This window comes from Streptococcus suis, assembly GCF_019856455.1.
In the GTDB taxonomy this organism is placed as follows: Bacteria; Bacillota; Bacilli; order Lactobacillales; family Streptococcaceae; genus Streptococcus; species Streptococcus suis_AE.
Genome location: NZ_CP082205.1, coordinates 19,663 through 32,828, shown reverse-complemented (window position 1 = coordinate 32,828; position 13,166 = coordinate 19,663). Strand labels below are relative to the sequence as shown.

General features: G+C 43.9%; 9 protein-coding genes, 17 tRNA genes and 2 rRNA genes. All 28 read right to left on the bottom strand.

Annotated elements, in window-relative coordinates; all coding sequences use genetic code 11:
• Positions 1–9: 9 nt before the first annotated feature.
• The 28 genes from purC to K6969_RS00095 all read right to left on the bottom strand — a co-directional run bounded on the left by purC (position 10) and on the right by K6969_RS00095 (position 13,013).
• Positions 10–717, bottom strand: coding sequence for a phosphoribosylaminoimidazolesuccinocarboxamide synthase (gene purC / locus K6969_RS00230; RefSeq protein ID WP_029174286.1), 708 nt, complete (start codon positions 715–717; stop codon positions 10–12).
• 117 nt (positions 718–834) lie between these two features.
• Positions 835–1,083 carry a phosphopantetheine-binding protein gene (locus tag K6969_RS00225; RefSeq protein ID WP_029174285.1) on the bottom strand — a complete coding sequence of 83 codons (249 nt, stop codon included), beginning with the start codon at positions 1,081–1,083 and terminating at the stop codon, positions 835–837.
• Entirely contained in the window at positions 1,076–2,083 is a 1,008-nt protein-coding gene (gene plsX / locus K6969_RS00220; protein ID WP_029174284.1) for a phosphate acyltransferase PlsX, read from the bottom strand. Before plsX ends, K6969_RS00225 begins: the two co-directional genes overlap by 8 nt.
• Complete coding sequence (gene recO, locus K6969_RS00215; protein ID WP_029174283.1) at positions 2,080–2,862, bottom strand: DNA repair protein RecO; 783 nt, start codon at positions 2,860–2,862, stop codon at positions 2,080–2,082. The genes plsX and recO overlap by 4 nt, the downstream gene beginning before the upstream one ends.
• On the bottom strand, positions 2,849–4,027 hold the full coding sequence (locus K6969_RS00210; protein ID WP_029174282.1) for a pyridoxal phosphate-dependent aminotransferase: 1,179 nt from the start codon (positions 4,025–4,027) through the stop codon (positions 2,849–2,851). Before K6969_RS00210 ends, recO begins: the two co-directional genes overlap by 14 nt.
• An 86-nt stretch (positions 4,028–4,113) precedes the next feature.
• A complete protein-coding gene (locus K6969_RS00205; protein WP_002935337.1) occupies positions 4,114–5,082 on the bottom strand; it encodes a ribose-phosphate diphosphokinase in 969 nt (322 codons plus the stop codon).
• A gap of 102 nt (positions 5,083–5,184) precedes the next feature.
• Positions 5,185–6,426 carry a peptidoglycan hydrolase PcsB gene (gene pcsB / locus K6969_RS00200; RefSeq protein WP_029177293.1) on the bottom strand — a complete coding sequence of 414 codons (1,242 nt, stop codon included), beginning with the start codon at positions 6,424–6,426 and terminating at the stop codon, positions 5,185–5,187.
• An 84-nt stretch (positions 6,427–6,510) separates the two neighbouring features.
• A complete protein-coding gene (mreD, locus tag K6969_RS00195; protein ID WP_228381584.1) occupies positions 6,511–6,999 on the bottom strand; it encodes a rod shape-determining protein MreD in 489 nt (162 codons plus the stop codon).
• A gap of 16 nt (positions 7,000–7,015) precedes the next feature.
• A complete protein-coding gene (gene mreC, locus K6969_RS00190; protein WP_171942919.1) occupies positions 7,016–7,852 on the bottom strand; it encodes a rod shape-determining protein MreC in 837 nt (278 codons plus the stop codon).
• 69 nt (positions 7,853–7,921) lie between these two features.
• Positions 7,922–8,009, bottom strand: a tRNA-Ser gene (locus K6969_RS00185).
• A 12-nt stretch (positions 8,010–8,021) separates the two neighbouring features.
• A tRNA-Ile gene (locus K6969_RS00180) sits at positions 8,022–8,095 on the bottom strand.
• 31 nt (positions 8,096–8,126) lie between these two features.
• A tRNA-Phe gene (locus K6969_RS00175) sits at positions 8,127–8,199 on the bottom strand.
• Between the two features lie 15 nt (positions 8,200–8,214).
• Positions 8,215–8,288 (bottom strand) — tRNA-Met (locus K6969_RS00170).
• A gap of 9 nt (positions 8,289–8,297) precedes the next feature.
• Positions 8,298–8,387 (bottom strand) — tRNA-Ser (locus tag K6969_RS00165).
• Between the two features lie 6 nt (positions 8,388–8,393).
• Positions 8,394–8,467: transfer RNA gene (locus K6969_RS00160), tRNA-Ile, on the bottom strand.
• Positions 8,468–8,483: 16 nt separating this feature from the next.
• Positions 8,484–8,557, bottom strand: a tRNA-Met gene (locus K6969_RS00155).
• Between the two features lie 12 nt (positions 8,558–8,569).
• Positions 8,570–8,643: transfer RNA gene (locus tag K6969_RS00150), tRNA-Pro, on the bottom strand.
• 47 nt (positions 8,644–8,690) lie between these two features.
• Positions 8,691–8,764: transfer RNA gene (locus tag K6969_RS00145), tRNA-Arg, on the bottom strand.
• An 18-nt stretch (positions 8,765–8,782) separates the two neighbouring features.
• A tRNA-Leu gene (locus K6969_RS00140) sits at positions 8,783–8,866 on the bottom strand.
• 7 nt (positions 8,867–8,873) lie between these two features.
• A tRNA-Gly gene (locus K6969_RS00135) sits at positions 8,874–8,945 on the bottom strand.
• 12 nt (positions 8,946–8,957) lie between these two features.
• Positions 8,958–9,030 (bottom strand) — tRNA-Thr (locus K6969_RS00130).
• Between the two features lie 18 nt (positions 9,031–9,048).
• Positions 9,049–9,130: transfer RNA gene (locus tag K6969_RS00125), tRNA-Leu, on the bottom strand.
• A 3-nt stretch (positions 9,131–9,133) separates the two neighbouring features.
• Positions 9,134–9,206, bottom strand: a tRNA-Lys gene (locus K6969_RS00120).
• Between the two features lie 65 nt (positions 9,207–9,271).
• Positions 9,272–9,344: transfer RNA gene (locus K6969_RS00115), tRNA-Asp, on the bottom strand.
• 2 nt (positions 9,345–9,346) lie between these two features.
• Positions 9,347–9,419, bottom strand: a tRNA-Val gene (locus K6969_RS00110).
• Between the two features lie 5 nt (positions 9,420–9,424).
• Positions 9,425–9,540: ribosomal RNA gene (gene rrf / locus K6969_RS00105) — 5S ribosomal RNA — on the bottom strand.
• Positions 9,541–9,742: 202 nt separating this feature from the next.
• Positions 9,743–12,646: ribosomal RNA gene (locus K6969_RS00100) — 23S ribosomal RNA — on the bottom strand.
• A gap of 294 nt (positions 12,647–12,940) precedes the next feature.
• Positions 12,941–13,013, bottom strand: a tRNA-Ala gene (locus K6969_RS00095).
• Positions 13,014–13,166: the final 153 nt, after the last annotated feature.

The following is a 13,166-nucleotide window of genomic DNA, read 5'->3' as shown; positions in this document are numbered from 1 at the left end:
TTCCAATCCTTATTTCACTTCTTGTAACTTTGCCAATACGACCTCGTAAACCTCGGTCAACTCCCCGAGACCCCGACGGAAAACATCCTTGTCGAGATGGTTGCCATCCGCATCCCACAAACGACAATTATCAGGAGAAAACTCATCTGCCAATACAATCTGACCAGAAGAGTCAACCCCAAATTCTAGTTTGAAATCCACCAAAGTCAACCCAATCTGACCAAACAAGTCCTTCAAGAACCCATTGATACGACGTGTTTCTTCCTTGATATAGTCAATCTGTTCCTGACTAGCTAGTTCTAGAAAGGCAATGTGCTCCTCATTGATAAAGGGATCATCCAACTCATCTTTTTTATAGTAAAATTCCACGATAGGAGTAGGTAAGACTATCCCTTCCTCCACACCGAAGCGTTTTGAGAAAGACCCAGCTGTCACATTTCGCAAAACAACCTCAAGAGGAATAATCTCCACCTTCTTATTCAACTGCTCCGTATCCGACAAACGCTTGATAAAATGCGTCTTGACTCCAGCTTCATTCAACTTTTCAAAAATCAAAGATGAAATCAGATTATTGAGCCGGCCCTTGCCCACAATCTGTTCTTTCTTACCACCATTAAAAGCCGTTGCCTGATCCTTATAAACTGCAACAATCTGGTCACTATCAGCCGTTGCGTAGATATCTTTAGCTTTTCCTGAATAGAGAAGGTCTGTTTTCATTAAAATGTTCGCCTTTCATAAAATATTCTAGCCTTTTCGTTTATTCTATCACATAACATTCGTGTAAAAAAGCATTTAACGGTATTTTGTAAAAAAATAAAGAAAAACGCCCGTAAACTACGAACGTTTCTGTAATTCTTCATAAATAAAATCCACAATATCAGACAAGGTTTCAAAGCGCTCAATAGCCGCATCAGGAACATCGACACCAAACTCGTCTTCCAAAGTCAAAACGAATTCCATAATTTCCACCGAATCCGCTGCGATATTATCTGCCAAAGTAGATTCAGGTTGAACCTGAAAATCTTCTCCCTTTTCATCCTGAATTAATTCAACAACCCGCTGATAGACCTGCTCTCTAGTCATGACTTTCCTCCACTACTGAAAATTTGGCAACCGATTTTTCAACAATACCAGCCTCCAAAATGGAACGTGTCTGCTTAATGGTATAGAAAATCGCCTGGGCATCGCTAGAGCCGTGAGCCTTGATGACAGGAGCTTTTAGACCAAGCAAAATAGCACCACCTGCTGTTTTATAATCCATAGCCCCCAAGGCCTTTTTAAGAGTCGGCTTGACTAACAAACCACCCAATTTAGCACGCAGACCGCCATTTTTGATAGAGCCCGTCAACTGACCAACGATGGATTTGGCAGTGCCTTCAACTGTTTTCAGCACAGCGTTTCCCGTGAAACCATCCGTCACAACCACATCCGCCACACTATTGAGCAACTCACGTGCCTCCACATTGCCAATAAAGTTGATCGACTTGTCTTCCGCCAAGAGTTTATAGGCCTCTTGGTGAACTGGCGTGCCCTTGGTATCTTCCGTACCGTTGTTCAAAAGTCCCACACGAGGTTGTTTGACCCCACGCACATGCTCCGCGTAAAATGAGCCAAGGATACCATACTGATAGAGGTGATGAGCTGTATTTTCAGCATTTGCTCCCAAGTCCATCATGTCAAATCCCTTGCCGTCCATAGTAGGAAGAGTGGACATAAGACCTGGACGGTCGATATGCTTGATACGGCCAACCACAAATACACCTGCCGCCAACAGAGCTCCCGTATTTCCAGCCGACAAGACCGCATCTGCCCGACCATCCTTGACAGCCTTGGTCGCTAGGACCATAGATGATTCTTTCTTACGACGAATGGCCTTGACAGGCTCATCATCAGAATTGATTTTCTCCGTCGTATGGATGATGCTGACACGCTCCGTCGCTGTCAAATACTGCTTGATTTTAGCCTCATCGCCATAAAGTTGAATTTCAATGTCTGGAAAGGCAGCCAAGGCTTGATTGACACCTTCTACCACTGCCTGAGGGGCGTGGTCCCCACCCATAGCATCTACTGCAATACGTTTCATTCTGTTTCCTCATTTTCTGTTCTTGGTTTCATAATCTGCCCCCAAGAAGACAAATCATCTATAAATTTCTTGGATTTCAAGTGAATCCCCACATATTCCTCGTACAGCTGGTCAATAAAAAGCCGTAATTTTCGCTTCATCTCAGGCTTGATGGAAATGGTTTCCAAGTCATCAAAGGAAATAGCTTGAAATTGATCAAGTAGATAGGGAACATTGGGATCCAGATAGGCCCGTCGCTCATCTTCCTGATAGTGTTGCGGACACAAAACACCGCTGTATTTGTAGGAATAATCAAAAGGCAAACCAACCCGATGACAAAAAACACACTCATGAAAATTCAGACTGATCCCAAATCGACCCAATAGCTGAATTTCAAAGATATTGGTCAGAACTTCGTAGTCCAAACCTGACTCCATCAAGTCCAAGGTCTTGACCAAAAAAGCAAAGAGAGCTGGGTCATAGACCCTGTCCTGCAAGGCCGCATCTGCCAAGGCTAAGATGTAGGTAGCATAGCTAAGCTTAAAAATATCACCGTTAATATTCTTAAATGGCTGTACCTGATGAAAATCCTCAATATAAGACAGCCCATCATCGTTGATTTTAACGATAAAATCAGCATAGGTCATGGGCTGAATAGCAGCAACCAGCTTAGACTTAGAGGCATGTTTCACGAAAAACATTCGCTTGCCAGCCTTCTCTGTAAAAATCTTGACCAGCTTGTCATCTTCTCGAAAATTCCGATTATAAAGGACTAAGCCTCTCGTTTCAATTCGTTCCATTTTCTTCTAGATATTCCTTCAAACGAGCCATGGCTGTTTGAATCTTTTCCATACTTGCTGCGTAGGAAATTCGCACATAGCCTTCACCATATTGACCAAAGGCCGCACCCGGAATTAAGGCCACCGCTTTCTTTCTCGCAAAGTCTTGCAAGAAGCTAAAGGAATCTTGATTGTAACCCGCAGGAATTTTTGCAAAGATGTAAAATGCTCCATCAGGCTTGATAATTTTAAAGCCCAAGTCCGTCATCTTCTCGATGATGTAATCCCTACGCTTGACGTACTCCGCCCGCATCGGAAGAGCATCATCCTTACCGTTTTTCAAGGCCTCAACCGCACCATACTGCATAGCAGTTGACGCCGCTGTCACAAGATACTGATGGCTCTTGATAATTTGAGCGATGATGGGAGCCTGACTCATAATCAAGCCAATCCGCCAACCTGTCATGGCATGAGACTTGGACAATCCCTGAATCAAAATGGTCTGTTCTGGCAAAAACTCCGCAATCGAAGTATGAGGCTGACCAGTGTAAGTCAACTCCGCATAGACCTCATCTGATAGGACAAAGACAGGATACTTACGCAAGACATCCGCAAAAGCCTGAATCTGCTCACGTGAGTAGGTCACACCTGTTGGATTGGCAGGATAGTTGAGAATGACAGCTTTTAGCTTATCCCCCTGCTCAATAATCGCCTCTTCCAACATCTCAGGTGTCAACACAAAATCATTTGCCGTCGTATCGATTTCAACGATATCTGCTCCCACCATATTGACAATCGGTTCATAACCAGGATAGGCAGGGGCAGGCAGAAGAACTGTATCCCCAGCCTCCAAAATAGCAACTAAACTCGCTGACAGAGCTTCTGTCGCACCGATTGTAGAGAGGATTTCATTTTCTGGATTGTAGTGTAAATTATATTTTTCAGCCACAAACTCAGCTGCTGTCTGACGCAATTCCAAAAGACCAGCCATTCCAGTATAATAACTCTTGTTAGCATCGATAGCAGCCTTAGCCGCTTCTTTAACATGATCAGGCGTTGTAAAATCAGGCTCTCCCAAGGTCAGTTTCAAAATCCCGGGAACATCCGAAATAGACTGATCAAACTGACGAATCATCGAAACCTCAATCCGATTCAAATTCTTATTAAAACGATTTAATAAATCCATTCTGCCACCTCAAAAACATATAAAACTATTATAATACATTTTGAAAATAAATGTAAAAAAGAAGAGTCATTTGACTCTTCTCATACCTATTTAACACGACTCGCCTCAAACAAAGGTGACAAAGGACGTTTTTCATGAATACGAATAATCGCTTCCGCTAATAATTCTGCCGTTGAAATATGTTCGATTTTATCGATTAAGCGATCTTCTGCAATTTCAATTGTATCAAGAACAACCAATTTCTTAATTGCTGACTTACTAATGTTATCCATAGCAGGCCCTGACAATACTGGGTGCGTACATGAAGCATAAACAGCTGTTGCCCCTGCATCTGCCAAAGCATCCGCTGCATGACAGATGGTACCCGCAGTATCAATCATATCATCAATCAAGATACAAGTTTTATCCTTAATATCGCCAATAATGTTCATCACTTCTGATGTATTCATCTTATCAACACTACGGCGTTTATCAATAATAGCAATCGGTGTCTTCAAGAACTGTGCTAACTTACGGGCACGTGTCACACCACCATGGTCAGGGGATACAACAACATAGCCATCACCTACCATACCACGACGCTCAAAATAATCCGCAATCAATGGAGCACCCATCAAATGATCAACAGGAATATCGAAGAATCCCTGAATCTGCGCAGCATGCAAATCAATTGTCAACAAACGATTGACTCCCGCTGTTTGTAACATATTGGCAACTAATTTTGAAGTGATTGGCTCACGAGCACGAGCTTTACGATCCTGACGTGCATAGCCATAGTAAGGCATTACAACGTTTACTGATTCAGCAGATGCACGTTTAAGAGCATCGACCATAATCAAAATCTCCATTAAATTATCATTAACTGGTGAGCTAGTGGATTGAAGAATATACACGTGAGTTCCACGAATGGATTCCTCAATATTTACCTGAATCTCACCATCTGAAAATTGACGAACACTTGATTTTCCTAGAGGAATTCCTATTTTTTTCGACACCTGTTCAGCTAACTTCTGATTTGACGAAAGAGCGAACAATTTTAAGTCAGTAAACGCCATGACAGCCTCCTATATATTTCTACCTTTACTATTTTAACCCTTTTTCCTTCATTTTTCAAACAAAAATAGAGCGCAAATCCACACGCTCTATTTGAAAATTTCTTAATATGGAGGGTAAATGTAGTAAACTGCACCTTCAGATGTAGTTGTAGGATTAAACCAACCACGGTGGTTACCAATATAACGACGACCCATGTAGTTTGATTCAACAACTTGGATACTTGTTGAAGATTGAACAGCAGTAACAACCGCTACGTGCCCATAATAACCACCTGTCCAAACAGCAATCGCACCTACTTGTGGAGTAGAACCTGTACTAAAACCTTCAGCACGTGCTGATGCTAACCACTGTTTAGCATCTCCCCAGTAAGGACCAACCCATGAAAGTTGAGATTTAACTCCCCAAGTACACTCACCAATTGGGTAAGATGAAGCGTCATAACGCGCATTATTTGCTGCCGCTGAACTACCTGAACCTGATGATATAGACGTTGTAGGTGTGCTTACCGTTGGTGTAGATTGTGATACTGTCGCAACCGTTTCAGTCACTGTAGTTTCTACTGGCGTTGACACGACTGGTGCTGATACTGAGGCTACTTGTTGCTGTGCTAGAGCTGCCTGTTGTGCTTGATACTCCGCTTGACGAGCTGCCGCTTGACGAGCTGCTTCTTCTGCAGCTGCCTTTTGCGCCAACAATGAATTTTTCTCATCTTCAGCAGTAGCTTTCTGCACAGCCAAATTTAACTTAGCAGCTTCCAATTCAGCCTGACGCACTTGCAATACTTGGGCGTCATCTTCCAATTTTTGGCGATTAGCTGCCAAAGTAGTGATTGCCTCTTGGTTTGCCTTTTGTTTTTCAGCAATTGCTTCCTTATCAGCTTTTTGTTGTTCCAACATACGGTTATTAGCTGAAACAATCTCACGCATTGCATTAACACGAGAAACAGCATCAACGATTGATTTTGAATCTAAAATTGTATTAATATAACTTGAAGCAGAGCCATCAACTTGAGCACTACGCGCCTGCTCCTTTAAAGCACCATCACGTGACACAATATCAGCTGACAAACGCTCAATATCTGCCGCCAATGTCTGCGATTCTGCTTCCAAACGAGTATTTTCTTCTGTTAATTTCGCCTGTTCACTAACAATTGCATCAACTTGTCCTTGAATAGCATCAACTTGTTGTTGAGCTTCAGCTTGTTGTGCTGTCAACTCACTAATCTGTTGATTTTTTGCTGCAATCTGACTATCTACATCATTCGCACTAATCACAGCTACATAATTAGCATTAGATAGAACGACTGTACTTAACATAATTGTAGCCAAGATTTTTTTCTTCATATCCGAACATAACTCCTCTATACTTTCTGACTCTCTCATTTTATCAAAAAAATTGCGTAAGTATATTACGCAATTATTACATTTCTATGTCTTGTTTGTTATTCCAAATAAACGCTCAAATGACGGTTGTAGTACGAAAAATAAGACCAAATTGAATAGTAGACTTGGAAGTAATTTATTAAAAACAAAGATAAACACAGACAAGTTTGTTATATGAAAAATGCGAGCAAATGAGTAACTAATAAATTCAAATTGAAAAATAGCTACTAGTAAAATCAAAATATTAATTCCTCGCTTGCTGACAGCACCTTGAAAGAAGAAATAGATGCAATATAAAACTAAAGGAAGAGTTGTAGTAGCAATACCAATCAGATTAAGATAACTAATATCATATACCAAACCTAGCAAAGTAAATATGAATAATGAAAAACCAAGAGATACATAATTAGCATAAAAAATAGCTAACATAAGTACCAAATGACTTGAAATAGTAAATAATCCGACCGACCAATTTGTTACCAACGTTGAAATCTGTCCATCAAGTAATAAAATAAAGAACAAGATGGGAAACATGAATATTTCTATCATTTTATTGCGCATTTGTTTGACCTACCACTAAAACCGAATAAATATTTGAAAAACTAGCTGTCGGCTCAACATATACTTCTCTATTTAAACTGTTACTATTTGATTTAACCGATAAAACTTTACCAATTTGGATATTTGCCGAAGTCGCACCAGCCAAATCACTCGTTACAACATTGCTACCCACTGCAATTTCATCAGCTGAGTTCAACTGATTAATGATAAAACTATTTGTATCTGCATCATAGCCCGATAAAATACCATAAATTTCTTTAGAATCAACAGAAATTTTCACAGGCAACTTCGTGAATTCATCCGAATTCGTAAATAAGGTAACAACCGCCGAATCTGAACTCAATGAACTCACAATTCCAACTAATCCACCATTAGCAACCACAAGTGCATTAGATGTCACACCACTAGTCTCACCAATATTAATTGAAATATGCTCCGACCACGATGAAGGAGTCCTCACTAAAACTGATCCCGGAATAAGTTGTTTTTCAGGAAAATCAGATACCACACCTAAACTACTACGAAGCGATGCATTCTCTTCTTTCAAGCTAATATTTTCAGCAGCCATCCCTTCAAGGCTCATAATAGCTTCCTTTAATTGTTTATTTTCCTCGTAAGCGTTCATCAAATCTGTCAAGACATCTTTCTGCTCAGAAAAAAATCTAGTAGGCACTGAAATAACCGATTGAATTGGCGTTACAACAACCCTAACGATATTATTTAAATAAGGTACCTGTAACCCCTTAGAGAAAGTTACAAACAAAAGAGAAAATGACAGTAATAAAAAGATAGAAACAACTACTACTAATTTTGAAAATTTATTCATAATAGACCCTCATAGCCCCTTACCAAGATACAATAAAACGAGAATATCAAGCGATAATCTCGTTCACTACGGAGAATAAGGGATTCGAACCCTTGCGCCAGTTACCCGACCTAACGATTTAGCAAACCGTCCTCTTCAGCCTCTTGAGTAATTCTCCATCAATATAATATGGGCACGAGTGGAATCGAACCACCGACCTCACGCTTATCAGGCGTGCGCTCTAACCATCTGAGCTACGCGCCCAAGATAATAAACTTGGACAAAGTTAAATTAATGGCGCGAGACGGAATCGAACCGCCGACACATGGAGCTTCAATCCATTGCTCTACCAACTGAGCTACCGAGCCAAATTCTTAAAGAAATTGCGGGAGCAGGATTTGAACCTACGACCTTCGGGTTATGAGCCCGACGAGCTACCTAGCTGCTCCATCCCGCGATAATACTAAGGAGGATGTGGGATTCGAACCCACGCACGCTTTTACACGCCTGACGGTTTTCAAGACCGTTCCCTTCAGCCGGACTTGGGTAATCCTCCAATATATGGACCTTGTAGGACTTGAACCTACGACCGCTCGGTTATGAGCCGAGAGCTCTAACCAGCTGAGCTAAAGGTCCAGCAAACAAGAATATATAGCGGCGAAGGGGATCGAACCCCCGACCTCCCGGGTATGAACCGGACGCTCTAGCCAGCTGAGCTACACCGCCAAAATAATATAATCGGGAAGACAGGATTCGAACCTGCGACACCTTGGTCCCAAACCAAGTACTCTACCAAGCTGAGCTACTTCCCGATACTATTAAAAATAAAGCTCCCCTAACGTCTCCATTAAGCGAGTGATGCACCCTAGAGGAGTCGAACCTCTAACCGCCTGATTCGTAGTCAGGTACTCTATCCAGTTGAGCTAAGGGTGCTAACTATTATAATCTTCATGCCGAGGACCGGAATCGAACCGGTACGATGTTGCCATCGCAGGATTTTAAGTCCTGTGCGTCTGCCAGTTCCGCCACCCCGGCCTCTCAAAGCGAACGACGGGATTCGAACCCGCGACCCCCACCTTGGCAAGGTGGTGTTCTACCACTGAACTACGTTCGCAATCTTTCCTAATGCCGGCTACATGACTTGAACACGCGACCCTCTGATTACAAATCAGATGCTCTACCAACTGAGCTAAGCCGGCTAAATTATATTTCTCCTATGCGGGTTAAGGGACTTGAACCCCCACGCCCGAAAGCGCCAGATCCTAAATCTGGTGCGTCTGCCAATTCCGCCAAACCCGCATATGACTCGTGCTGGGCTCGAACCAGCGACCCATTGATTAAAAGTCAATTGCTCTACCAACTGAGCTAACGAGTCGAAAATATGAAGCAAACTCCGTTTGCTCTATCTCCAACTTCAAATAGTCTCCCAGACTATTTGAACGGTCCCGACGGGAATCGAACCCGCGATCTTCGCCGTGACAGGGCGACGTGATAACCGCTACACTACGGGACCTATGGGAGTTAACGGGATCGAACCGCTGACCCTCTGCTTGTAAGGCAGATGCTCTCCCAGCTGAGCTAAACTCCCAAATTGCTAAGCGACTACCGTATCTAACAGGGGGCACCCCCCAACTACTTCAGGCGTTCTAGGGCTTAACTGCTGTGTTCGGCATGGGTACAGGTGTATCTCCTAGGCTATCGTCACTTAACTAATGAGTCTTGTCAACTCAAAATTGAATATCTATATTCTAACAAGAAACCGTGCGCTTGTCAATATTGACTCTAGTTTTAATAAGTAATTGTATTCGAACTAAAAAGCTAGCGATTTAGAAAAATCGCCTTGAAGTCTAACCGACTTCCGCGTTGATTTCCTAAAATCATACGCTTTTCTTAACGTTCTCATTACTTATCTTGGATAAGTCCTCGAGCGATTAGTATTGGTCCGCTACATGTGTCGCCACACTTCCACTTCCAACCTATCTACCTGATCATCTCTCAGGGCTCTTACTAACATAAAGTTATGGGAAATCTCATCTTGAGGTGGGTTTCACACTTAGATGCTTTCAGCGTTTATCCCGTCCCTACATAGCTACCCAGCGATGCCTTTGGCAAGACAACTGGTACACCAGCGGTAAGTCCACTCTGGTCCTCTCGTACTAGGAGCAGATCCTCTCAAATTTCCTACGCCCGCGACGGATAGGGACCGAACTGTCTCACGACGTTCTGAACCCAGCTCGCGTGCCGCTTTAATGGGCGAACAGCCCAACCCTTGGGACCGACTACAGCCCCAGGATGCGACGAGCCGACATCGAGGTGCCAAACCTCCCCGTCGATGTGAACTCTTGGGGGAGATAAGCCTGTTATCCCCAGGGTAGCTTTTATCCGTTGAGCGATGGCCCTTCCATACGGAACCACCGGATCACTAAGCCCGACTTTCGTCCCTGCTCGAGTTGTAGCTCTCGCAGTCAAGCTCCCTTATACCTTTACACTCTGCGAATGATTTCCAACCATTCTGAGGGAACCTTTGGGCGCCTCCGTTACCTTTTAGGAGGCGACCGCCCCAGTCAAACTGCCCGTCAGACACTGTCTCCGATAGGGATAACCTATCCGGGTTAGAGTAGCCATAACACAAGGGTAGTATCCCAACAGCGCCTCTGTCGAAACTGGCGTCCCGACTTCATAGGCTCCTACCTATCCTGTACATGTGGTACAGATACTCAATATCAAACTGCAGTAAAGCTCCATGGGGTCTTTCCGTCCTGTCGCGGGTAACCTGCATCTTCACAGGTACTAAAATTTCACCGAGTCTCTCGTTGAGACAGTGCCCAAATCATTACGCCTTTCGTGCGGGTCGGAACTTACCCGACAAGGAATTTCGCTACCTTAGGACCGTTATAGTTACGGCCGCCGTTTACTGGGGCTTCAATTCAGATCTTCGCTTGCGCTAAACCCTCCTCTTAACCTTCCAGCACCGGGCAGGCGTCACCCCCTATACATCATCTTACGATTTAGCAGAGAGCTGTGTTTTTGATAAACAGTTGCTTGGGCCTATTCACTGCGGCTGACTTTAAGTCAGCACCCCTTCTCCCGAAGTTACGGGGTCATTTTGCCGAGTTCCTTAACGAGAGTTCTCTCGCTCACCTGAGGCTACTCGCCTCGACTACCTGTGTCGGTTTGCGGTACGGGTAGAGTATGATACATCGCTAGAAGCTTTTCTCGGCAGTGTGACGTCACTAACTTCGCTACTAAACTTCGCTCCCCATCACAGCTCAATGTTACAGATACAAGCATTTGACTCATATCACACCTCACTGCTTAGACGGGCTCTTCCAATCGCCCGCTTTAGTTAGCCTACTGCGTCCCTCCATCACTTCATACTCTAGTACAGGAATATCAACCTGTTGTCCATCGGATACACCCTTCGGTCTCTCCTTAGGTCCCGACTAACCCAGGGCGGACGAGCCTTCCCCTGGAAACCTTAGTCTTACGGTGGATGGGATTCTCACCCATCTTTCGCTACTCATACCGGCATTCTCACTTCTATGCGTTCCAGCACTCCTCACGGTATACCTTCTTCACACATAGAACGCTCTCCTACCATAACACTAATGTGTTATCCACAGCTTCGGTAAATTGTTTTAGCCCCGGTACATTTTCGGCGCAGGGTCACTCGACTAGTGAGCTATTACGCACTCTTTGAATGAATAGCTGCTTCTAAGCTAACATCCTAGTTGTCTGTGCAACCCCACATCCTTTTCCACTTAACAATTATTTTGGGACCTTAGCTGGTGGTCTGGGCTGTTTCCCTTTCGACTACGGATCTTAGCACTCGCAGTCTGACTGCCGACCATAAATCATTGGCATTCGGAGTTTATCTGAAATCAGTAAACCGAGATGGCCCCCTCATCCAAACAGTGCTCTACCTCCAAGATTCTCAAATGTCGACGCTAGCCCTAAAGCTATTTCGGAGAGAACCAGCTATCTCCAAGTTCGTTTGGAATTTCTCCGCTACCCACAAGTCATCCAAGCACTTTTCAACGTGCCCTGGTTCGGTCCTCCAGTGCGTCTTACCGCACCTTCAACCTGCTCATGGGTAGGTCACATGGTTTCGGGTCTACGACATAATACTAATCCGCCCTATTAAGACTCGGTTTCCCTACGGCTCCGCCTCTTCAACTTAACCTCGCATCATATCGTAACTCGCCGGTTCATTCTACAAAAGGCACGCTCTCACCCATTAACGGGCTCGAACTTGTTGTAGGCACACGGTTTCAGGTTCTATTTCACTCCCCTTCCGGGGTACTTTTCACCTTTCCCTCACGGTACTGGTTCACTATCGGTCACTAGAGAGTATTTAGGGTTGGGAGATGGTCCTCCCGGATTCCGACGAGATTTCGCGTGTCTCGCCGTACTCAGGATACTGCTAGGTATAAAGAATATTTCAAATACGAGGCTGTTACTCTCTTTGGCCTACCTTCCCAGGTAGTTCTTCTATACTCTTTAAGTCCACATTGCAGTCCTACAACCCCGAGGAGTAAACTCCTCGGTTTGCCCTCCTGCCGTTTCGCTCGCCGCTACTAAGGCAATCGCTTTTGCTTTCTCTTCCTGCAGCTACTTAGATGTTTCAGTTCACTGCGTCTTCCTCTGCACTACCTTAACAGTAGTGAGTGACAGGCATTACCTGCCGGGTTCCCCCATTCGGACATCCCTGGATCATTGCTTACTTACAGCTCCCCAAGGCATTTCGTCGTTAGTCACGTCCTTCATCGGCTTCTAGTGCCAAGGCATCCACCGTGCGCCCTTATTAACTTAACCTTAATTACTAGTTTTTTTCTAAACTAGAAAACTCATTAAATATTCACAGCGTTTTCGGTTTATTTTCTTGTTACTATTTCTTAATGTATCCTTTCAGATACATCAGGAATGTTTGATAGATATTCAATTTTCAATGGACAAGTTTAGGATATGAACGACAGTCGCCTTAGCGAAACTTCTGTAGAAAATTAGGAATCTGACGCTGTGTGTCTTGCACACAAGGAAGATTGTCTATTTTCCTAAGAAGTTAGTCGTGAATTCAACTATCCTTCTTAACAAGATTTCTCCTGTTAATGGAGCCTAGCGGGATCGAACCGCTGACCTCCTGCGTGCAAAGCAGGCGCTCTCCCAGCTGAGCTAAGGCCCCGTACATTTTTATGTACCTGTTAACGTATTTAATTGTTTCGATATAATATCATTTTTGAGACGCTGGCCCCTGTCGTGCACTAGCTCCGCTAGTTTCGACAAAGCTTCAACCTAAAGGTTTCGCTTAGCTGAGCTAAGGCCCCACAAGACCTCT